This window comes from Echinicola marina (assembly GCF_020463795.1).
In the GTDB taxonomy this organism is placed as follows: domain Bacteria; phylum Bacteroidota; class Bacteroidia; order Cytophagales; family Cyclobacteriaceae; genus Echinicola; species Echinicola marina.
This window is the reverse complement of the sequence record NZ_CP080025.1, coordinates 1,260,885-1,283,265: the sequence shown is the minus strand read 5'-3', so window position 1 is coordinate 1,283,265 and position 22,381 is coordinate 1,260,885. Positions and strand designations below refer to the sequence as shown.

At 40.2% G+C, this 22,381-nt stretch carries 21 protein-coding genes; 12 read left to right on the top strand and 9 right to left on the bottom strand.

The window, feature by feature from the left end; all coding sequences use genetic code 11:
• Nucleotides 1-35: 35 nt before the first annotated feature.
• From KZP23_RS05310 to rfbC, 5 genes are all read right to left on the bottom strand, one after another.
• Nucleotides 36-806 carry a phosphosulfolactate synthase gene (locus tag KZP23_RS05310; RefSeq protein ID WP_226335062.1) on the bottom strand — a complete coding sequence of 257 codons (771 nt, stop codon included), beginning with the start codon at nt 804-806 and terminating at the stop codon, nt 36-38.
• Between the two features lie 31 nt (nt 807-837).
• A complete protein-coding gene (locus tag KZP23_RS05305; RefSeq protein WP_226335061.1) occupies nt 838-2,244 on the bottom strand; it encodes a tetratricopeptide repeat protein in 1,407 nt (468 codons plus the stop codon).
• A gap of 121 nt (nt 2,245-2,365) precedes the next feature.
• Nucleotides 2,366-3,325 carry an SDR family NAD(P)-dependent oxidoreductase gene (locus tag KZP23_RS05300; RefSeq protein ID WP_226335060.1) on the bottom strand — a complete coding sequence of 320 codons (960 nt, stop codon included), beginning with the start codon at nt 3,323-3,325 and terminating at the stop codon, nt 2,366-2,368.
• On the bottom strand, nt 3,322-4,062 hold the full coding sequence (locus KZP23_RS05295; protein WP_226335059.1) for a tyrosine-protein phosphatase: 741 nt from the start codon (nt 4,060-4,062) through the stop codon (nt 3,322-3,324). The genes KZP23_RS05300 and KZP23_RS05295 overlap by 4 nt, the downstream gene beginning before the upstream one ends.
• A 4-nt stretch (nt 4,063-4,066) precedes the next feature.
• A complete protein-coding gene (rfbC, locus tag KZP23_RS05290; RefSeq protein WP_226335058.1) occupies nt 4,067-4,618 on the bottom strand; it encodes a dTDP-4-dehydrorhamnose 3,5-epimerase in 552 nt (183 codons plus the stop codon).
• A gap of 235 nt (nt 4,619-4,853) precedes the next feature.
• Here rfbC and hflX point away from each other — a divergent pair, with 235 nt between their 5' ends.
• Nucleotides 4,854-6,134: a GTPase HflX gene (hflX, locus tag KZP23_RS05285; RefSeq protein ID WP_226335057.1), complete on the top strand. Its 1,281-nt coding sequence runs from the start codon at nt 4,854-4,856 to the stop codon at nt 6,132-6,134.
• A 93-nt stretch (nt 6,135-6,227) separates the two neighbouring features.
• Nucleotides 6,228-6,914, top strand: a complete 687-nt coding sequence (mtgA, locus tag KZP23_RS05280; protein WP_226335056.1) for a monofunctional biosynthetic peptidoglycan transglycosylase — start codon at nt 6,228-6,230, stop codon at nt 6,912-6,914.
• A 200-nt stretch (nt 6,915-7,114) separates the two neighbouring features.
• On the opposite strand, the gene recF is transcribed toward mtgA, so the two are convergent.
• A complete protein-coding gene (recF, locus tag KZP23_RS05275) occupies nt 7,115-8,230 on the bottom strand; it encodes a DNA replication/repair protein RecF (RefSeq protein WP_226335055.1) in 1,116 nt (371 codons plus the stop codon).
• 233 nt (nt 8,231-8,463) lie between these two features.
• Here recF and KZP23_RS05270 point away from each other — a divergent pair, with 233 nt between their 5' ends.
• The 8 genes from KZP23_RS05270 (at nt 8,464) to KZP23_RS05235 (ending at nt 17,595) form a co-directional block, all read left to right on the top strand.
• Nucleotides 8,464-9,471 carry a glycoside hydrolase family 43 protein gene (locus KZP23_RS05270; protein WP_226335054.1) on the top strand — a complete coding sequence of 336 codons (1,008 nt, stop codon included), beginning with the start codon at nt 8,464-8,466 and terminating at the stop codon, nt 9,469-9,471.
• 183 nt (nt 9,472-9,654) lie between these two features.
• Complete coding sequence (pdhA, locus tag KZP23_RS05265) at nt 9,655-10,677, top strand: pyruvate dehydrogenase (acetyl-transferring) E1 component subunit alpha (RefSeq protein ID WP_226335053.1); 1,023 nt, start codon at nt 9,655-9,657, stop codon at nt 10,675-10,677.
• Nucleotides 10,678-10,799: 122 nt separating this feature from the next.
• Entirely contained in the window at nt 10,800-11,516 is a 717-nt protein-coding gene (locus tag KZP23_RS05260) for a tetratricopeptide repeat protein (RefSeq protein ID WP_226335052.1), read from the top strand.
• Between the two features lie 94 nt (nt 11,517-11,610).
• Nucleotides 11,611-12,087: a 6,7-dimethyl-8-ribityllumazine synthase gene (gene ribH, locus KZP23_RS05255; RefSeq protein WP_186757346.1), complete on the top strand. Its 477-nt coding sequence runs from the start codon at nt 11,611-11,613 to the stop codon at nt 12,085-12,087.
• Nucleotides 12,088-12,132: 45 nt separating this feature from the next.
• Nucleotides 12,133-13,452 (top strand): aspartate kinase, encoded by a 1,320-nt coding sequence (locus KZP23_RS05250; protein WP_226335051.1) that lies wholly within the window; start codon nt 12,133-12,135, stop codon nt 13,450-13,452.
• Nucleotides 13,453-13,619: 167 nt separating this feature from the next.
• Nucleotides 13,620-15,350 (top strand): M14 family metallopeptidase, encoded by a 1,731-nt coding sequence (locus tag KZP23_RS05245; RefSeq protein WP_226335050.1) that lies wholly within the window; start codon nt 13,620-13,622, stop codon nt 15,348-15,350.
• A 7-nt stretch (nt 15,351-15,357) separates the two neighbouring features.
• The gene (locus KZP23_RS05240; protein WP_186757349.1) at nt 15,358-15,681 is read left to right on the top strand and encodes a DUF6787 family protein; all 324 of its coding nucleotides are present in this window, start codon (nt 15,358-15,360) and stop codon (nt 15,679-15,681) included.
• 123 nt (nt 15,682-15,804) lie between these two features.
• Nucleotides 15,805-17,595, top strand: a complete 1,791-nt coding sequence (locus KZP23_RS05235; protein WP_226335049.1) for an ABC transporter ATP-binding protein — start codon at nt 15,805-15,807, stop codon at nt 17,593-17,595.
• Nucleotides 17,596-17,635: 40 nt separating this feature from the next.
• Here KZP23_RS05235 and KZP23_RS05230 read toward each other — a convergent pair whose 3' ends face one another.
• The 3 genes from KZP23_RS05230 to KZP23_RS05220 all read right to left on the bottom strand — a co-directional run bounded on the left by KZP23_RS05230 (nt 17,636) and on the right by KZP23_RS05220 (nt 19,802).
• Nucleotides 17,636-18,406, bottom strand: coding sequence for a LytR/AlgR family response regulator transcription factor (locus KZP23_RS05230; protein ID WP_226335048.1), 771 nt, complete (start codon nt 18,404-18,406; stop codon nt 17,636-17,638).
• 41 nt (nt 18,407-18,447) lie between these two features.
• Nucleotides 18,448-19,305 carry a carboxylating nicotinate-nucleotide diphosphorylase gene (gene nadC / locus KZP23_RS05225; protein ID WP_226335047.1) on the bottom strand — a complete coding sequence of 286 codons (858 nt, stop codon included), beginning with the start codon at nt 19,303-19,305 and terminating at the stop codon, nt 18,448-18,450.
• A gap of 89 nt (nt 19,306-19,394) precedes the next feature.
• Nucleotides 19,395-19,802: a DUF4783 domain-containing protein gene (locus KZP23_RS05220; protein ID WP_226335046.1), complete on the bottom strand. Its 408-nt coding sequence runs from the start codon at nt 19,800-19,802 to the stop codon at nt 19,395-19,397.
• Nucleotides 19,803-19,995: 193 nt separating this feature from the next.
• Between KZP23_RS05220 and gpmI the strand changes: the two genes are divergently transcribed.
• Together gpmI and KZP23_RS05210 are read left to right on the top strand one after the other, a co-directional pair.
• Entirely contained in the window at nt 19,996-21,519 is a 1,524-nt protein-coding gene (gene gpmI, locus KZP23_RS05215) for a 2,3-bisphosphoglycerate-independent phosphoglycerate mutase (RefSeq protein ID WP_226335045.1), read from the top strand.
• A gap of 6 nt (nt 21,520-21,525) precedes the next feature.
• Nucleotides 21,526-22,092 (top strand): hypothetical protein, encoded by a 567-nt coding sequence (locus KZP23_RS05210; protein WP_226335044.1) that lies wholly within the window; start codon nt 21,526-21,528, stop codon nt 22,090-22,092.
• Nucleotides 22,093-22,381: the final 289 nt, after the last annotated feature.

Sequence of the window (22,381 nt, the reverse complement as noted above, 5' to 3'; positions counted from 1 at the left end):
AAGCGACCGAGTTGCTGATCAGTCGCTTATGTTTTTTATATGTTTGCTAGGTCTAGAAAGTGGTCAAAAGTATCACCTCTTAATCCTAGCCTAATTGTTTCCAAAGGAATTACCTCATTAGGGGCAATATTTCCAAGGTTCACATTGCTGCCCAATAATTTGATAAACCAAACTTGTTGCGCTTTCTGAGGAGCTTCCCAAAGGATTTTTTCCTCAGGAATTTTAGTCAGGATCTCTTCTACCAAACCTTGTCTTACCTCTCCTGAATCACGGAACAGTCCCACATTACCTGCTTCTCTGGATTCACCGATGACTTTCCAAGCACCAGCATCCAGCTCTTTTTGCATCTGTTCGATCCATTTATAAGGAGGGATGATTTTTGCGGCATCTTTGGAACCTACTTCTGAAAGAACGGTAACATCCTTAGAAAGAATATTGATATATTCACATTTTTTCTGGTGGTCCAAAGTGATGGATCCATCAGAAACCTCCGCGTATGCCAAGTCAAACTTGTCCAAAACCTTTCGATAATCCTCAAACTGATCTCTGATCACAAAGGCTTCAAAAAGCGTACCTCCAAAATAAACTGGGATACCGGCGTCTTTGTATATCTGAAGTTTTTGTGTGAGGTTTTTAGTAACATAAGAAGTTGCCCAACCAAGCTTCACAATATCTACATAATCTCCACAGGAATCTATAAAATCTTCTACTTCTCTTAGGCTAAGACCTTTGTCCATGGCCATGGTGTATCCTGTCGTTCGTGGTTTTTCTGTACGTACGGGCACATTCTTCAGCACGTAATTCATTCTCTAATTTTTAAGGTAAATAGTATTCGGCTTATAATCCTTCTTTGTATTGAGCGATGATCTTATATATGGCTTTCTGATGTTTTACTTCTGGCATCAGTTCATATAACAGCTCATGTCGTTCAAAATCCAAAGTTAATGCATTTTCTAAATATGAAAAGGCTTCTTTGTATTTACCTGTTTTTATTAGATAAACTACTAGTCGATAATAGAGCTCTGATTCTTCCGGAAGCTCGTCCATTCCTTCTTTTAGGACATCAATGGCTTCTTCAAATCGATTTTGATCAAAATATATTATGGAGAGGTTAACGTAGGTCTCCATTAGCCCAGGTTCTAGGTTAATGGCTTCTTCATAAGCTTCTGAACTGGACTGTAGGTTGCCCAAGTGGTACTCAGCATCTGCCAGTCCTACCCAATAGTTGGCATTTACAGCTGATATTTTCAGGGCCTTTTTGAAATAATGGATGGCCTCGAAATATTTGTCTTTTTTGAGCATGCACATTCCTAGACCGAACCAGGCATCATCATATTCCGGATCCAATTTGGCGGATTTCTTGAAATATTTGAAAGCTTGGTCTACCTGATCCAGCTTTTCATAGGCAGCTGCCAAATAGCAGCAGTTTTCTGAATTGGCTCCCTCACAGTTGATGGTGTTCTGATAAGCCTCCAGCGCTTTTTCATATTGCTTGGTGTTCATCAGGGCATTGCCCATATTGAAATAGGCTGAGGCAAAGGACTCATCAATGATCAAAGCATAATCATAGGCTTCAATGGCTTCCTCAAAGCGGCCAAGACGGTTATATACGACCCCCAGATTGTACCATGCACCTGCACTGTAAGGATCCTGATCAATAAACTCTTGATAAAACTGTAGGATTTCATCAAATGAACCTTCTTCCTCAGTAATCATGGCCAGTTGGAATAAGGCATCCTCATGGTTGATTTTGAGTTTTACTGCTTCTTTATAATTGTAGATGGCCTTTTCGTTATTGTTTTCTGCACGGTAAAAATTGCCCAATGAATAATGGACTTCTGCTTTGTCTTCAGCCATTGGAAGAAAGTCTTCTAACAGCTGTATGGCCTCTTTGATACTTCCGTTAAGCAAAAGACCATTGGAAAGTGCCAAAATGACTTCCTCATTATTGGGAGAGAGGTTGTTAAGGTTTTCCAACATCTCCAAACCTTCTTCCAATTCATCGTTGAAGATCAGGCATTGTCCATGAAGCAACTTGATTTCCAAAGAAAAGGGAAATCGCTCCAGGGCTATCTGACTGGCTTTTAGGGCTCTTTTGAATTTTTGTGTATCAAAATAAAAACGGATGATGTCTTCCAGTTCCTCTTCATCAAAGAAGAGGTCCAAGTTGGCTTTTAGGGAGTTCTCAAACCGCTCTACCAATGCCCTTTCTTCTTCCCTATCGTGTTCAAAATCTCCAGTCATGTGCGTCGTTTTGAATTTAAATTTAAGATACCAATTTAATTGGTAGCACAAATAGCCAATGAAAATATTTTTTGACTTTTTAATACTTTGGCTTTATAATATTCGATCTAACGAATTTGAATTATTTTTCGTTCAATGCCCATTTAAAGGTTTCCTTTAGTTCGGAAAACTGAGGGTTTAGGACTGATTTGATTTTAGTGTTGTCAAATCTTATTTGTTGCTGCGCCAGTCGACTGGTTTGCTTGTTGACGATGCCCTTTTTGCCAAACAAGCCAGCAATTTTGCTCAATAGGCTGGCTAGGGGAATCATTGAATCCTTGATTGGAATATTGGGTGCTTTTTTTTCCATTACCGCGGCCATTTCTTTGAAAAACATTTGATAGGTCGTGGATTTGTTATTGAGGATGAAACGCTCTCCCCAATGTCCCTTTTGGAACAATTCCAAGCTGATTTTGGCTGCATCTCTGACATCGATATAATTGATGTCGCCCAAGGGGTAAAATGAGTTTTCCTTTTGGACATATTCGTATAGCCCAGTGCTGCTGCTTCTTTCGTTCATTTTGGCCAATAGGATGGAAGGATTGAGCACTATGGCCTCCAGCCCTTCCTGCACGCCACGCCAAACTTCCAATTCCGAATAATACTTGGAAATGGAATAAGGTGTGTTCCAGGGAGAGTCCACCCATTTATGGTCTTCACCGATGAGTCTTTGCTCTGGATCTCTCCCAATAGCCGCCACAGAACTGACATGGATGATCTTTTTAATACCTTGGTCCAGCATCACATTGACTACATTGGTCGTACCCTCATGATTGACTTTCAACAAGCTCTCTCTATCTTTATTGTCAAATGACACCAGGCCTGCTGAATGGATAATGAGGTCCATCCCTTCGAATGCTTCCTCTAGCGATTGAAAATCATTGATATCTCCATTATGCCAAATGATCTTTTCTGCAAGTGCTCCCAATTGATCCGTGTTGCTTTTCGGCCTTTTTAATCCATGGATTTCACCTTCTTCAAAGAATTCTTTGGCAAGGTAACTGCCAAATAGACCTGTGATGCCTGTGATTAATATTTTCATAATTGGTTATTGGCTATTTTAGAAGCACTTAGTTTTTCATAATACTTACTTGAGGGCAACTTTTCCAAACTGTCCAAGTAGCGGTGATTATGACAGTCAGTGCCTACAAATTTAACAGCATTTCGATCTATAAGTTTTTCTGCAAGAGTTTTGACCGGTTTGGAGTAATAACCGGTAAGTGAAAGAAGATTGATCTGGAAGGTCACCGCTTTGTCAATCAGGGAATCCAGTAATTGAGGGTCTTGGTGAAGGTAAAGGTAGCGTTCGGGATGGGCAAATATAGGTTTATATCCTTTCGTTTCTAGGGCAAATAAGGTCTCTTGGAGCATTCTGGGTTTATTGATAAATCCTGTTTCAATCAGGACATGGTTGTCACCGAAAGTAAGAAGGGGCTCCCCATTATTGATTTTTTCCATAAACACCTCGTCCAGATAATATTCAGCTGCAGCTTCAATTTCAATGTCTATAGCTTCCTTAATTAAGGCTTTCTGTAGTTTTTCAAGCCCTTCCGAGATGATTTCAGGCGTGTTTTTGTAAAATTCAGTCATCACGTGAGGTGTGGTGATGAGCTTTCTCAAACCAAAATTTTTGAGTCTTTTGACCATGGCTACTGATTCATCCAAAGTTTTGGCTCCATCATCTATTCCTGGGATAAGATGGGAGTGCATGTCCACTGCCATCCAGTCTAAAGATAAAGGTTCCATTTTTTTGTTTTTGAATAAATCGAGTAATCCCATATGCTTACAAACCTCCTCCAGTTTGTTGTTTAAATTTTTCTAATGTGGGTAACAACAAATCCTTTTCAGAAATTATCGGAGAGCCCACCATCCAGTCAATATCCAAAGATTCATCATTCCAGATAATGCCTCCTTCACTTTTCTTGCTGTAAAAACTGGAGCATTTATAGGAAAACACAGCATCTTCCAAAACCGAAAAGCCATGGGCAAAACCTTCTGGCACATATAATAAATTGTGCTGGGCACTGTCGAGAATTACGCCATGGTATTGGCCAAATGTAGGTGAATCTTTTCTGAGGTCCACGGCAACATCATAAACTTTCCCTGTGATGACCCTTACCAGCTTAGCTTGCGCAAATGGCGCATGCTGAAAATGTAGCCCCCTGACCGTTCCTGCAACTGAAAAAGATTGGTTGTCTTGTACCCAGCGGGTATTGATGCCTTTTTCGGCCAATAAATCTTCCCGGTAAGTCTCCAAGAAATACCCTCTGGCATCATTAAAGACCTTGGGATAAATTTCATATACATCCTGAATGGGTGTACTTCTAATTTCCATGTTTAAAATCGTCAATTAACTATAGCAAGTTGTAAATTTCCATTCTTTCTATTTAGTAGACTAATTTTATACAAAATAATTTAGAGATTTGCTGTGAATGGAAATGTGTTTTTCGTTGTTATATATCCCCTAAGTACGTAATGCGGAACTATTTTAAAGCCTATTTCTTTTAAATGGTTCGTGTAAATGTTAAATTATTATAGCTAAAATTGCAGCACAGAAATAAGCATTCTGAATGAGTAAATATACAAGAAAATTAAAAAAACTGATTGAAACCGCTCCCGTGGAGGAAACGGCCGTATTGGTGGCCTTGATCAGGCAAAATCAATCAGAACATGAGGTAGAAGAACATTTGGATGAGTTGGCCTTTTTGACAGAGACATTGGGTGCCAAGGAGGTTTATCGCTTTACACAGCGATTGGAGAAGCCAGATGTCAGGAGTTTTGTGGGATCGGGCAAGCTGGAGGAAATACAGGCTTATATTAAGCACTTCGAGGTGGACATGGTGATTTTTGATGATGACCTTTCTCCATCCCAAATGAGAAACCTGGAAAATGAGCTTAAGGTAAAGGTGTATGACCGTTCCTTGTTGATCTTGGATATATTCCTTAATAGGGCCCAAACTGCCCAAGCGAAAACCCAAGTGGAATTGGCAAGGTTCCAGTACTTATTGCCGAGACTGACCAGGATGTGGACACACTTGGAACGTCAGCGAGGGGGGACTGCTACTCGTGGCGGTGCCGGTGAGAAAGAGATCGAGACCGATAAGAGGATGATACGTAACCAGATTACACAACTCAAAGAAAAGTTGAAGAAAATCGAGAAACAAGGAGAGACCCAGCGAAAAGGCAGAAAGGGAATCGTTCGTGTAGCTTTGGTAGGATATACTAACGTGGGAAAAAGTACCCTGATGAACTTGGTCACGAAGTCTGAGGTTTTGGCGGAAAATAAACTCTTTGCCACAGTGGATTCCACTGTAAGAAAAGTCGTTTTGGATCAAATTCCATTTTTGCTTTCAGATACAGTAGGTTTTATCCGTAAGCTTCCTACTCACCTTATTGAATCCTTTAAATCTACCTTGATGGAAATCAAAGAGGCGGATGTATTGGTGCATGTAGTAGATATTTCCCATCCGAGTTTTGAAGATCATATTGCAGTGGTCAATCAAACGCTTAATGAACTGGGAGCTGGTGACAAGCCCGTTTTGCTGGTTTTCAACAAAGTGGATTTAGTTCCGAAAATGCCTTCAGAGGAAGAGTTGATGCATATGACTGAGCTGGAAGTGGAGGAAGCCAATTTCCTTGATCTGGACAAACTCAAGAAAGTTTATATGAAAAAGACGGGTATTGAACCGGTATTTATGGCAGCCCAAGACGGAAGTAATATTGAAGGATTCAGAAAGGCGCTGACCGAAGAGGTAAAACAACAACATTTGAGAATTTACCCTCACTATTTAGCTGCGGAGACCTACGATCTTTCGCAGTTTGAAAACCTTGAGGAAGAAGATGAGAACTAATGCCCTTGGGCATTAGTCTTTTCGTTTTTGGGCCAATAACTTTTTTGGAAATTTGACTTTTGGCTTAAATTCGTTTGGATTGTTCAAAATGGTATGAGAAAATTATTTCGATTTTTAGCTAAGATCATTATTTGGTTCTTTGTCCTGTCCATAGGTCTTACCGTGGTATATCGCTTTGTCCCGATTTATATTACTCCCCTGATGCTTATCAGGGTGTTTGAGCAGTCCCAAGATGAAAAAAGGGAAGTTAAGCTTGAGAAGACTTGGGTGCCCATGGAGGTGATTTCCAGGCATATGCCCCAAGCGGTAGTGGCTTCAGAAGATCAGAAGTTTTTAGAACATCATGGTTTTGATATGGAGGCCATAAAAGAAGCTTTGGAGGAAAATGAAGCCGGGAAGCGCCTTCGCGGAGGAAGCACCATTTCTAATCAAACGGCAAAAAATGTGTTTTTATGGCCTGGAAGAAATTACCTGAGAAAGGGCTTAGAGGCTTATTTTACGGTATTGATAGAATTGATTTGGTCCAAAGAGAGAATCCTGGAAGTCTACCTAAATGTCATAGAAATGGGAGATGGGATTTATGGTGTAGAAGCTGCCGCCCAAGCCTATTACCAGAAATCAGCAGCCGATCTCAGCAGAAATGAGGCTGCGATGATCGCAGCCGTTTTGCCCAATCCCTTACGTTGGTCCCCCGCTAGACCTACTGCCTATAACTATAAGCGACAAGCATGGATTTTAAGAAACATGAATAATTTGAATCCGGTTGGTTTTGGTAAATAGCAGGTTAGATTTAGACGCTAGAAGTAAGACATAAGATAGGTCTAAGGTCTTTATTCTTGAGTTTTACCCCTTATTTCATAGGGCTGTTGTGCTGTGGATAGACTGAGAAAAGAGCTAAAAGCTCAGATTTTACCGTCGCACAGCAAAGCTGTCGCGACAACCTAGATATAGGGCGTAAAATGTTGGATACAAAGTGAAGGTTAAAAGTCTTTTGTCTTATTTTCGATGTTTCCCTTTTCAATATCAAAATAGGCAACGTTAGCATCGATATTCTTGAGGATATTTTTGGTTCTTTCTGGTCTGGCGTCAGTAATAAAGAGTTGGCCAAATTCATGATTGGCGACTAGTTCCATCATTTTGGCAATTCGATAATCATCAAGTTTGTCAAAAATATCGTCCAGAAGAAGGATTGGTTTGGTTTCTGTTTCTTCCTTGAATACCTGAAACTGTGCTAATTTAAGTGCTATCAGAAAGGATTTTTGCTGTCCTTGTGAGCCGAATTTTTTTAAGGGATAGCTATCGATTTCAAACACAAAATCATCTTTGTGAACTCCAACATTCGTTCGTCTTAAGATCAAATCCTTTTGGAGACTATTATAATAATGACCCTCAAAATCGTCTTTAGCACATTGGCTTTCATAGCGAATCTCCACTGCTTCACGTTGGCCTGAAATTTCTGCATAATGATGCAGCAATAGGGGTTTGAAGCGCCGGATAAAGGCTTTGCGCTCCTCGTAAATCCGTTGGGATAAATTGATCAGTTCTAAATCATAAGGCTCCAGGATGTTCTTGTCCCAGCTGCTCTGCTCTGACAGCTGTTTGATCAGGGCATTTCTTTGCCTTAAAAAATGCTGGTAGCGAACCAATTTGACAAGGTAGTTTCTGTCCAGTTGGGAAAGCATGCTGTCAAAGAATTTTCTCCTTTCCTCACTCCCCTCCTTGATCAATGCCGTATCATCAGGAGCAATCAAGACCACTGGTAGCAATCCTATGTGCTCACTCATTTTGTCATAAGCCTTGCCATTATTAAGGATTTGCTTTTTCTTTTTTGCTTCCAATATACACTGGATTTCTATGGGTTTTCCGGCTTTTTCGAATGCCCCTTTCATGGAGAAAAAGCCTTGCTCATGCTGGATGTTTTGGGCGTCCACGGCATTGAAGGCGCTTTTTGTCAGGCAGAGGTAATGGATAGCGTCCAGTAGGTTGGTTTTGCCACTGCCATTGATACCCAGAAAACAATTGATTTCCTCAGAAAAAGTCACTTTCGCCTTTTGGTAGTTCTTGAACTGAATCAACTGAAGGCTTTTGAGGTGCATATATAGAGATGACTTGATTTGGTTGAATATACAAATGTAAGGAGAAGGCGGTTTTTTTAAAGGGAAACTTATGAATTGTATTTTTTATGTCCTGAAGATGAAAATAAGTTTGTGTCGTCTGGCACTTTTAGAGGAGGATTTGTATTGAAAAGCTTTTTAAATGTCAAAAATACACTAAATTTACATCTGATCTTACAGATCGTTAGATTTACATTGATAAACAAAATAACCCCATGAAGTATTTACAGAAGATATGCTTGAGCATTTTACTGACTTTGGTAATTTCCATTCCTCTATTCTCTCAGGAAGTAAGCTTTAACAATCCCATTGCTGAGCAACGTGCCGATCCTTGGGTATATAAAACAGGTGATGGTACTTATTTTTTGATTGCGACTGTACCTGAGTATGACCGCATTGTCATTCGAAAGGCCAAAACCATCAATGGCTTAAAAGATGCAGAAGAAAAAGTAGTTTGGCGGAAGCATGAAAAAGGTGTTATGGGCCATCATATTTGGGCGCCAGAATTGCACAAGATAGATGGCAAATGGTATATCTATTTTGCCGCAGGAGAAGCCGAGAATATCTGGAATATCAGGATGTGGGCCCTGTCCAATTCTTCTGAGGATCCTACAAAGGGTGAGTGGAAAGAAGAAGGAAAGATCATGACTGATATAGATTCATTTTCACTGGACGCTACCAGCTTTGAGCATAAAGGCAAACGCTATATGATTTGGGCACAAAATGTTCGTGGCGGTCAACATGGTACGGGCTTGGTGATGTCCGAAATGCAGGATCCTACTACTTTAAAAGGCCCTGAGGTGGTTTTGACTGAACCGGAGTTTGATTGGGAAAGAGTGAAATATAATGTCAATGAAGGCCCTGCAGTCATTAAAAGAAACGGAAAAATCTTTGTGACATATTCGGCAAGTGCCACCAATGATAATTATTGCATGGGGCTGCTATGGATTGACGAGGATGCCGATCTATTGAATATCAATAACTGGCACAAATCTCCCGGACCGGTATTTTATTCAAATGAAGATGTAGACAGGTATGGCCCGGGGCATAATTCCTTTACCACAGCGGAAGATGGAGAATCTGTAGTCATGATATACCATGCACGGGATTATAAAGAGATTCAGGGGCAGGAATTGCAAGACCCTAATAGGGCCACCAGAGCCAGGGTTATTGGCTGGACAGAAAGTGGTTTTCCCGATTTTATGCAAAAGAAGGGGGACTAGCCTGAATCTTAGGACACTTATAGGACTCATGTGATCAACACTTATATGCCTTTCAAGGGAGTGATATTGAAAACAGGCCCTAAATTCCCTATTTCCTTTTTCAGAATCGTAAAAGACTTTGCTAATCAATGAATACTTATTTATATTTGAGCCCCGAAAAATGCATATTTTATAAATAACGATATGGCGAAAAAGAGTTCGACAACCACTAAATCCAAAGTAAAATACTCCAAAGATACCTATGCTTATTGGTATGAGAGCATGTTGCTCATGAGGAGGTTTGAAGAAAAGGCTGGTCAATTGTACGGCCAACAAAAAATCAGAGGTTTTTGTCACTTATATATAGGACAGGAAGCTTGTGCTGCCGGTGCGATCACAGCCCTAGAAAAAGACGATAAGTGGATTACTGCTTACCGTGATCATGCTCATCCACTAGGATTGGGTACTGACCCAGGAGCAGTAATGGCCGAGCTATTTGGTAAGGCTACTGGTACTACCAAAGGTAAGGGCGGTTCTATGCACATCTTCGATAAAGAAAGAAACTTTATGGGAGGTCATGGTATCGTGGGTGCCCAAGTGCCTATGGGACTTGGAATCGGATTTGCCGAAAAATACAAAGGAACCAAGAACCTATGTATTTGTCATATGGGGGATGGTGCCGTTAGACAAGGTGCCGTTCATGAGGCTTTTAACTTGGCCATGCTTTATAAGACTCCGGTGATCTTTGTAATTGAAAACAATGGTTATGCCATGGGGACTTCTGTGAAGCGTTCTTCAAACGTAGATGATCTTTCTACCATTGGTGAATCTTATGATATGCCTTCTTTTGCTGTTGATGGCATGAATGTAGAAGCTGTCCATGAGGCCGTTTCTGAGGCAGCTGAAAGAGCAAGAAAAGGAGATGGCCCTACCCTATTGGAATTTAGAACTTATAGATATAAGGGGCATTCAATGTCCGATCCGCAGAAATACAGAACCCGTGAAGAAGTGGAATCATATAAGGCAAAGGATCCAGTTGAACAGGTTAAAAAGACCATCATTGATAATTCCATTTTGTCTGATGAGGAAATCAAAGAAATAGATGCAAGGGTGAAGAAGCAAGTGGCTGATGCTGTTAAATTTGCTGAAGAGTCGCCATGGCCTGACGGACAAAAAGCATTCGAAGATGTTTATATGCAAGAGGACTATCCTTTTGTAATGGAATAAACTATGGTATAAATAAAAAGTCAGCCTTCAGTATGAATTATTTGATTCATTTGGCTGACTTTTTTTATGATAGTTTGCGAATAAACTAAAACCGTTATATTTGCGACTGAAATTTTATAATAATGGTTAAGAAAGAGATAAAAAAGGGGGCAGCTCAAGAAGAACATAATGAGCTACTTGAAAACCCAGAAGCGATTGCTGAAAGTTTAGGTAGGGGAGAGGTTTTCTTGAAAAAGAATTCCCGATTGGTAGGAGGAATACTTATCGTAGGGATCATCGCGATCGCAGGCATTTTGTATTTCCAGTTTAACACTGCCAATAAAGACAAGAAAGCTCAAGGAGAGATGTTCCAGGCAGTTTATTATTTTGAGCAGGACAGCTTGGACTACGCACTTAACGGTGACGGGGTGAATGATGGTTTCTTGAAAATCATAGATGAGTACAGTGGTACCAATGCTGCTAATTTGGCACATTTCTATACCGGCTCTATCTACCTTCAAAATGGAGAGTTCCAAAAGGCCGTTGATCATTTGGAAGATTTTTCATCTGAAGATTTCTTTGTGCAGGCGAAAGCTTATGCACTATTGGGAGATGCTTATATCGAGTTGGACAATATTAACAGTGCGATCACTGCATACGAAAAAGCTGCTGCTTACAAAGAAAATAAGTTCTTTACACCTATTTACTTGAACAAATTGGCCATTGCTTACGAAGCAGCAGGCCAGCTTGAAAAGGCAATAAGTGCTTATGGGAAAATTGAAAACAATTACCCGGATTCATACGAATACACATTGGCACGAAAGCACAAGGCTCGTTTAGAGGGTCTTGCTTCGAATTAATGCCTATAGAATTACAGCATATTGAAGAGTAAGGCCCAAAAGGTCTTACTTTTTTTGTGTTTATACCAAAAGAAAACAGCTTAATAAAATAAAGATGGCAACTTCACTTAAAAACTTAAGCCAACATTCAGGCAAAAATATTCAAGACATCAGCGATAAAAGATTTGGGATCGTCGTTTCTGAATGGAACGAGGAGGTAACCGAGTCACTATACGAAGGCGCAATAGAGACTTTGAGATCTCATGGTGCCAAAAAAGAAAATATCTATAGAAAGAATGTTCCTGGTTCTTTTGAGCTGACACTGGGCGCACAGTGGTTGGCAGAGGTGGAGGAAATTGATGCGGTGATCTGCTTGGGCTGTGTGATCCAAGGAGAAACCAAGCATTTTGATTTCATCTGTGATGCGGTGGCCCATGGAATCACTAATGTTGGATTGAAGTTTAATAAACCCGTGATCTTTGGGGTCTTGACACCGAATACCCACCAGCAAGCCTTGGACAGGGCTGGCGGAAAGCATGGAAACAAAGGTGATGAGGCCGCTATTACGGCCATTAAAATGCTAGGTTTCTAAATTTACAAGAACAAAACAAACCATTAACATACATCAACAGATCCTATGAGAATCATGAAGTTTGGGGGGACCTCTGTAGGTAAACCCGAAAGAATGCATCAGGTAAAAGACCTGATTACCAGAACCAATGAAAGGAAAATTGTCGTTTTGTCAGCCCTTTCAGGTACAACTAATGCCTTGGTGGGTATTGGTGATGCACTGGCAGAGGGAAATAAGGATTTAGCAAAGGAGCGTATAGACGCTTTGCATGCACATTACTTGGAGTTTTATAAACAGCTCCTAGAAACGGAAGCTGGACAGAAAAAAGCAGAGAAAATCATTAAAGAGCATTTTGAGTTTTTAAATATTATCCTCAAAATTTCTTTTAATGAAGCCATCAACAGGGATATACTGGCCCAAGGTGAGCTTTTGTCCACCAAGCTATTCTACACCCTTTTAGAAGAGAAAGATATTCCGGCGATCTTCTTGCCTGCACTGGAGTTTATGAGTATAGATGAAAACCATGAACCTGAGCTCGGTAAGATCAGTGATAGGTTGAAAAGCATTCTTAAAAACTATGAAAAGGATGCAATTTTTGTGACGCAAGGATATATCTGTAAAAACCATAGAAATGAGGTGGACAACCTCAAAAGAGGAGGAAGTGATTATACGGCTTCTCTAATCGGTGCAGCTATTAAAGCTGATGTGGTAGAGATCTGGACAGATATCGATGGGATGCACAATAATGATCCTAGAGTGGTGGACAAAACTCGTCCTATTGCGCAACTATCATTTGATGAAGCTGCTGAATTGGCTTATTTCGGAGCTAAGATCCTTCATCCCGCTTCCATCTGGCCAGCTCAAAATTACAATATCCCAGTCAAATTATTGAATACCATGCAGCCTGAGGCAGCAGGTACCACGATTACTGCGGAAGAAACAGGAAAAGGTGTGAAGGCCATTGCAGCAAAAGATGGCATCATTGCAGTGAAAATCAAATCCAGCCGTATGCTGTTGGCCTATGGCTTTTTGAGAAAGGTGTTTGAAATTTTTGAAAAGTACAAAACGCCAATCGATATGATCACCACTTCGGAGGTAGCCGTATCTGTGACCATTGATGATGATAGCCACTTGAAGGATATTATCATGGAATTGGAGAAATTTGGAAATACGGAAGTAGACTATGGACAAACCATTATCTGTGTAGCGGGAAATATGATTGCTGAAAACACCGGCATGGTCAAAGAAGTAATGGATGCTTTGGTGGATTTTCCATTAAGAATGGTTTCCTATGGAGGTAGCAGAAACAATGTTTCTATCCTGATAGATACCAAATTCAAAAATGAAGCTTTGCAGCGACTCAATGATGAGTTGTTTCAGTGGTAAAATGAAAGCCATCCGCCCAAGCGGATGGCTTTTTTTGTACACTATTCGGACCCAGGGTTTTTTAGAGAACATGAAACCTTTGTACTTACCCAAATGACCAATTAGGACTACCGCTTCATTCCAGATTGTTTATCTTGCGACCAAATTGAAAAATCAAATCAACCCGTATGAACAAATTTAGCCTATTGCTATCTATAGTAGCCTTGGTATCTCCTGCCTTTGGCCAGGATAAGTACATTACTCAATTTGAAAGATCCAAGGGCACCCAAACGCCAGAATATGCTCAAATCATCGAATATTATCAGTTGCTTGCTGAAGATTTTGAGGACGTGCAGATCAAAACCATGGGGCCGACTGATTCGGGAAAGCCTTTGCATTTGGTGATTTATGATCCCAAGAAAGACTTTAGCCCTGAAAGGTGGAAGGCTGAAAACCGCTTGGTCATTTTTGTTAATAATGGCATTCATCCTGGTGAGCCAATGGGGATAGATGCTTCGATGATGTATTTGAGGGATATTTTACTAAAAAAGGAAAAATGGTCCAATAATATGGTGTTGGCCTTGGTTCCAGTTTATAATATTGGCGGCCATCTCAATAGAAATTCCACTACCCGCGTCAATCAGGAAGGTCCTGAAGAACATGGTTTTAGAGGGAATGCCCAAAACTATGATTTGAATAGGGATTTTATTAAAACGGATACAAAAAATTCAGCGAGTTTTCAGGAGATTTTTCATTGGCTTTCTCCTCATGTGTTTTTGGATAACCATACCAGTAATGGGGCGGACTACCAGCATGTGATGACCCTGATTGAGACACAACACAATATGTTGGGCGGTGAAGCAGGAAAATATATGCATGAAGTCCTCAGTCCCGGTTTGTATAAGGAGATGAAGCAAAGAGGTTTTCCATTGGTGCCCTATGTGAATGTCTGGGGAGATGTTCCTGAAAAAGGTTGGGACCAATTTAAGGATTCACCAAGATACAGTAGTGGCTATACCTCTCTTTTCCATACGATCAGCTATGTACCTGAGGCGCATATGCTCAAGACTTATAAGCAAAGAGTAGAAAGCATGTGCGCTCTTTTCCAATCCTATTTTACTATATTAGAAAAGGATGCTAAAAAAATAGTACAGGCAGTCGAGGCGGATAGAATGGCCGAAATGGAGCAAGACACTTTTGATTTTAACTATCAATTGCTGAAGGAAAACCCCAGAAAGATTGAATTTTTGGGATTCAAGTCGGGCTATAGAGCCAGTGAAATATCAGGTCAGGCCAGGTTGTACTATGATAGAAGCCAGCCATTTGAGACGGAAGTGGAGTATTATGACACTTTTGTACCAAGCAAAAAGATCCAAAAGCCAAAAGCTTATATTGTGCCTCAGGGATGGCAGAAAGTGATTGCAAACCTGAAACGTAATCAGGTGAACATGGAGGCATTGGAGTCAGACACTACCATGGCTGTCCAAGTGTATATGATAGAAGATTTTGGAACGCTCTCGAGTCCTTATGAAGGGCATTACCTGCATTCCAATATTAAGGTGAAGAAAGTAGAGAAAACCGTTAAACTAAGGGCAGGTGATTTGATTGTACCTATGGATCAGAAGGCCAACGGTTATATCATGGAGGTTTTAGAGCCAGAAGCAGAAGATAGCTTTTTTGCTTGGAACTATTTTGATACCATTATCCAGTCCAAGGAAGGTTACTCTGCCTATGTTTTTGAAGATTTAGCGGCTAAATTCTTAAAGGAAAACCCAGCGATTAGGGCTGCTTTGGAAAAGAAAAAATCCGAGGATGCCGCATTCGCCAATAATGGAGCGGCCCAATTAAGGTGGGTTTATGAACATTCTCCATGGAAAGAAGCAGCACATATGCAATACCCAATATTTCGATGGGAATAATATAATTATGAGTCAGCAAAGCTATTTAAGACGACTACAAGAAAAATGGCAATTGAAAAGCCTATGGCAAGTACTGCTAGTCCTGTTGGTATTTGCTTGTACCGGTTTTTCAGTAGTACTCATAAAGCGACCGATATTTGACTTGCTTGGATTGGATACTGAGTCAGGTGGAGTCTGGAAAACCATTTTGTATTTGCTTTTGGTTTTGCCGCTTTATCAAATCATGTTGTTGTTTTATGGCTTTCTGTTTGGCCAGTTTAATTTCTTTTGGGAAAAGGAGAAAAAAATATTCAAAAGAATAAGGAAGTTGTTCATCCAGAATAAACCTTAGAGCGTAGGTTAATGAGGAAATCGTCCTATGGATACTATTTTCTTTTGATCTACTGAACTTTATCAATTGTAAACCAAATCATGTACATTTGTAGCCGCAAATGTATAAGCACCCGACCAAATTATGGCAAAGAAGAAAAAAGCGCTGGAAGAACACGAAAAAAGAAAGCTCAATAAGAAGAACCTACGCAAACTGATAGGGATATTCAACTTTGTATTGCCTTATAAAGGCGTATTTATTACAGGCTTGTTTTTCCTATTGTTCTCCAGTTTGACCTTATTGGCATTTCCTTATGTTGCGGGTAAGTTGATTGATACGGCCCAAGGTAAGGAATGGATTTTTAATGATATCAATATCATTGCTTTGGTATTGATAGGGATTTTATTTGTGCAAAGTGTTTTTTCCTTTTTTAGGGTATGGTTATTTGCCCAGGTAAGTGAAAAATCAATGCGTGATATTCGTTTATCGCTGTATAGTAGATTGGTGAATTTGCCCATGAGTTTCTTTGATAAGCGAAGGACTGGGGAGCTGATCAGTAGGATTACTTCTGATGTAAGTTTATTACAAGACACTTTTTCCACTACCCTTGCAGAATTGTTCCGTCAGATAGTGACGCTGTTGGCAGGTACGGTTTTTCTTTTTATCACCACGCCAAGGTTGACTTTGTTTATGTTGGCCACTTTTCCTATTTTGGTCATTATAGCTATGGTCTTCGGGAAGTTTATCCGTAAGTTATCTAAAGAAACCCAGGATCAATTGGCCAATGCCAATGTGATTGTAGAAGAAACCTTACAGTCGATTACTACGGTAAAGTCCTTTGCAGGGGAGTCTTATGAGTCTGCCAGGTATGAAAAGGGATTGAACAAGGTGGTGAAGGTTGCCTTAAAAGCTGCAGGATTTAGAGGGGCGTTTATCTCTTTTATCATCTTTGCTTTGTTTGGAGGTATCGTGGCGGTAATGTGGTATGGTGCGATGATGGTAAGCACAGGAGCCATGAGTATCGGAGATCTGGTTTCATTTGTACTTTATACGACTTTCATTGGAGGTTCTATTGCAGGGCTTGGAGATATTTATGGTCAGGTTCAAAAGGCTATTGGGTCATCTGAGCGAGTGCTTGAAATCTTGGAGGAAGCCCCTGAGGAGTCTTTGGCAGATTATCAGGATGCTCGTATTACTGGGGATGTGGAATTCAATAATGTAAGTTTCAATTATCCTACCCGTCCAGACGCAGCGGTATTGAAAGACATTCAATTCTCGATCAGGTCAGGAGAAAAAATTGCCTTGGCAGGCCATTCAGGTGCGGGTAAGTCGACCATTATTCAGTTGTTGATGAAGTTTTATTCCATTCGTTTTGGAGAGATCAAAATTGATGGAAAATCCATAAAGGATTGGAACTTGAAACAATTGCGTTCAAATATTGGGATTGTACCCCAGGAGGTTCTGTTATTTGGTGGGAGTATTAGAGAGAATATTGCCTATGCAAAGCCAAATGCAAGTGAAGAAGAAATCATTAACGCTGCTAAAAAGGCAAATGCATGGCAGTTTATAGGAAAGTTTCCAGAGGGACTGGATACCCTTGTGGGTGAACGGGGAGTGAAGCTTTCAGGAGGCCAAAGGCAGAGGATAGCCATAGCAAGAGCCATATTAAAAGACCCATCTATTTTGATTTTGGATGAGGCGACCTCTTCATTGGATGCAGAGTCTGAGGCTTTGGTTCAGGCAGCTTTGGATGAACTGATGAAGAACAGGACGACCATTGTTATTGCGCATAGGTTGGCCACCATTAGGAAGGTGGACAGGATTTATGTGTTGAAGGATGGTGAAATAGTAGAGGAAGGAAACCATGAGGTCTTGGCTACTCAAGAGGGTGGTTTCTATGCCAATCTGGTCAAATTACAATTTGCAGATCAATAATATGAATTGTGGAAAATACAAAAGCCAGTAAGTAGGATGCTTACTGGCTTACCCATTTTTTAAATTTGCTTACTTTTTCCCGGCTGACGATTAGTTCGTCTTCAAAAGGTACTTTAGGGATGATTTTTAGTCTGCTGTTCAAATGTTTTTTTATGGTGCCTATCGCTTCTATACTTAAAATGATCCCTCTGTTGATCCTAAAAAACTGCTCAGGGTCAAGTTGGTCTTCCAGGTCCATCAATTTATAATTGATCAGGTATTGATTTCCGGAGCCCATTTCTATCAGATAGGTTTGGCCTTTGTCTGCAAGAAAGAATGCTACGTCGTTTTGGTTTTTATAAAAAAGTTGTTCGCCAGATTTCACCAAAAACCTTGATTTCTGGTGGTTAGCTCCTGTGGCACCCAATATTTGTTTACTAAAGTGCAGTTTGTTATCTGCCCGGTAAAGTGATTTGAATTTTTCAAAGGACTTTGCAAGGCGCTCATCAGAGGGGTTGTCATTGATAAAGTCCAGGCAATTCAAGGAGAAAGCTTTTTCAGTGACAAAAGGTTTGGAAGAAGTAAAAATCACTGGGATAAATTTATTCATCTTCTCAAATGCGTAGGGATGCAAATCGATCAATTCATAGCTACCCAAGATCAAGTCCACCCTATTTCCGGCCTCCAAATAATGGATAGCCTCTTCCCATGAAGGCAGTACCTCCATGGTTTTGGCTTCTACACATGACTGATGGATATGGTGGCTAAGCCTGTAGCCCTCTTCAGGTTTATGAATGACCAAACAATGGATGAAGTGATTTTTTGCTTCCATATATCGATTATGCCGATAAGTTTTTCGTTATAAAAAAGGAATCAATAGGCTTTTAGGCTGATGTCTAAGCTTTTTACATGATGTGTAAGGGCTCCAACAGAAATAAAATCCACGCCACACTCAGCGACTCCTTTTAGCGATTCTTCGGTAATTCCTCCAGAGGCTTCGGTGGCCATCTTGCCATCAATAAGGCTTACTGCTTCTTTCATGGCTTCATTGCTCATATTATCGAGCATGATGACATCCACCCCTCCTACTGCTAAAACCTCTTTTACTTCCTTAAGATTCCTAGTTTCCACTTCAATTTTCAGATCAAGCAGGTTTTCTTTTAAGTATTTTTGGGTAGCCTGTATAGCAGCAGCAATGCCTCCTGCAAAATCAATATGGTTATCCTTGAGCATGACCATATCGTAAAGAGCAAAACGATGGTTTTCTCCTCCCCCAATAGCTACGGCCCACTTTTCTAACATCCTGAAGTTAGGCGTTGTTTTCCTTGTGTCCAATAATTTGGCCTTTGTATGAGAAATTAATTGGGTGAGCTGATGGGTTTTGGTGGCAATACCGCTCATGCGTTGCATGCAGTTCAGTACAAGGCGTTCTGTGGTGAGGATGGAGGCTGCTTTTCCGGCCACTGTTAGGCCTATGTCTCCTTTATTGGCTATTTGGCCATCTTCCATCAAAAGTTTTACCTCCAGGTCAGTGTCATAAGAGTGAAAGATCATTTCAGCCAGTTTTAATCCGGCGATAATCCCATCTTCTTTGATGATTAACTGTGCCTTTCCCATTTGACCTTTGGGGATAGAGGCCAAGGTGGAGTGATCCCCCTCTCCAACATCTTCTTTAAAAGCGGATTGGATGAATGCCTCTAAATTTTCCTGAGTTAAGTAATTTTCTTTCACGGTGTAAAAATAAGAAAATTAAGGAAAGCAGCCTTTTTTAGCCCCAATCTTGATGATAAAAAGAAGCTCAGGATGGTTGGAGGAAATGTTTATTCCCTATTAAAGTCCATGGAATAAATCGAGATATTGTCATTTTTTTCCTTGCACTTGATCAAGACCCTGAAGTTGCCATGTGCACTTTGGTAGCTTCCTATATAGTATAGGATTTGTGAGCCTGATTTTCCTCTATGTACGATGGAGAAATCTTCAGCGGGAAATTTTTTAAAAAAGTCTTTAAGGATCAGTTCTGCTTGGTTTTTGGAATAGTCCCCTTCATTTCCATTAATATTGAGTTCAACACTATTCTCAAACATGTCAGACAAATCCCTGCTTGAACCTGCTTTTAAGGAAATGCTAATCGTCTTTTCATAGTCACTACTTTGCGCCCAGCTCAATTGGGTGCCGGCCAATATGACGATTATAAAAATACAAAAGGTATGCGTAATCAGATTTTTCATTATTGATCTTAGCTCAAATTCTAAGCCAAAATTTATGATTGGTTGGTGAACTGTTTGAAGTGAACAAAAAAAGGTAATTTTTGATAAAAATAGAAGAAAATGCTGTTTAAATCCTTTTAAAATCAGCGAATAGAAAAATGGCTTAAGCCAGAGGAATTTCCTATCATTGCATTTAAATCTTTATATTTGCCTTATGGATAAAAAAGTTTTATTAATGATTTTAGATGGTTGGGGCTTGGCTACCAACCCTGAAGTATCAGCTATAGACAAAGCGAATACACCGTTTATTGACAGCCTTTTTGAAAAGTACCCACATTCCAAATTAGAAGCTTCTGGTTTAGCTGTTGGTTTGCCTGAGGGGCAAATGGGAAATTCTGAAGTAGGCCATATGAATATCGGTGCGGGTAGAGTTGTCTATCAAGATCTGGTAAAAATCAATAAGGCAGTAGAAGAAGGTGATTTGAATGAAAATCCAGTGTTGAAAGAAGCTTTTGCTGTTGCAAAAGAAACGGGTAAAAAAGTTCACTTTATTGGCTTGGTTTCAGATGGAGGAGTTCATGCGCATGTAAAACACCTTTTGGGACTTTGTGATGCTGCCAAAGCCAATGGCGTTGAAGCTGCTTATATCCATGCTTTTACGGATGGTAGAGATACTGACCCGAAGAGTGGCCTAGGCTTTTTGGAGCAAGTACAGAATCACTGTGAAAATTCAGCCGGTAAGATTGCTTCAGTGATAGGGCGTTATTATGCCATGGACCGTGATAAGAGATGGGAAAGAGTGAAGTTGGCCTATGATGCCATGGTATTGGGCGAAGGAGAAAAGTCCAAGGATATTCTTTCATCCATCAGAAAATCCTATGCCAATGGGGTAACAGATGAGTTTATCCGGCCAATAGTTCATGTAAATGAAAAAGGAGAACCTATAGCGAGGATTGAAGAAGGAGATGTGGTGATCTGCTTTAATTTCCGTACAGACAGAGGTAGAGAAATCACGCAGGTGTTGACCCAGGAGAACTTTGAAGATTATAAAATGAAGAAATTGAATCTTCACTATGTAACCTTCACCAATTATGACGAGACCTTTAAAGGGGTCAATGTTATTTTTGAGAAGGACAACCTGAAAAATACCTTGGGAGAAGTGCTGGCAGCAAATGGAAAGAAACAAATCCGTATTGCTGAAACGGAAAAATATCCTCACGTAACTTTCTTTTTCTCTGGAGGTCGAGAGACTGAGTTTGATGGTGAATCGAGGATCCTTTGTAGCTCTCCAAAAGTAGCCACTTATGATCTGCAACCAGAGATGAGCGCACATGAAATTGCTAAGAAGATAAATACTGAGTTGGATAAGAAAGAGGCTGATTTTGTCTGTTTGAACTTTGCCAATGCAGATATGGTGGGGCATACTGGTGTATTTGATGCTGCTGTCAAGGCCTGTGAAGCCGTTGATGAGTGCACCAATTCCGTGATTAGTACTGCGCTTAAAAATGACTATTCGGTCATTGTGATTGCTGATCACGGTAACAGTGATCTGATGATCAATGAAGATGGTTCACCAAATACTGCACATACAACGAACTTAGTGCCTTGTATCATGGTTGATAAGAAAGATCGCCTGGAAGTAAAGGATGGTAAACTAGGGGATTTGGCTCCTACTATCCTAAAAATGATAGGTGTGGACATTCCTTCAGATATGACAGGAGATGTTTTGCTAAAATAATTGACCTTGAAAAAACGATTTTCTATACTATTGCTAAGTGGGCTGCTGCTCTCCTGTTCTGAAGGGGAAAAGCAGCCCTTGGCAAATCCTACCCAAATTGATAAATACTTTCCGCTTAAAGATTTTGTAGAGGAGCAGATTGATAGGCTTGACGGCCAGAAAATAGATAAAGTCAGCATGATCAATGGTGAGGAACAATTATCAGAAGTGGTGCTGGACAAAGAGGCTTGGCGTAAGGAATTGGATATTTTCATCCAATCTGACATCAATAAAGCGGCTAATGCGGCAGCCTATGAAACGGCGGAAGAAGGAAATATACTTGTGCATCGATTAAAAGATGGGGCCGAAGGTTCCATTAAGTTGATCGAGGTAAGTTATGTAGAAGGTACGGAGAGGGTAAGCAAGATCCATTTTGAGTCAGCAGAAGACAATTTCTTTTATCAATCTTCTGCAGAAGGTGTTTTGGAAATGAATGAGCTGGGTGAATTGGACCAATATGAAGTTGCTGGCACCCAAAAGGTCTGGTTTTTAAATCCCAATAAAATAAAGGTTAAAGGGGTAGTGAAAGATTAACCTCCTATAGAAGATCTGTTTGGTGTAGATATCTCGCTTATTACCCCCCATCATTAATTTTTTTTAGCTTTCATATAGTCCAACTAGATAATCGAAAGAAAGCGGAAGACTAACTCCTGCTAGCTAGTGGATACCATCAGGGATCGCCACTATTGTTAATGGTAACAGTAAACATAGACATATTATCGAAAACTTGTTTTTCTTACAATGATTCGATCTTAGATGTTATAAATCAGTGCTAGTAGAATTAAAACTGATTGATAATATTAAGTCTTTTCAGAAAGAAATC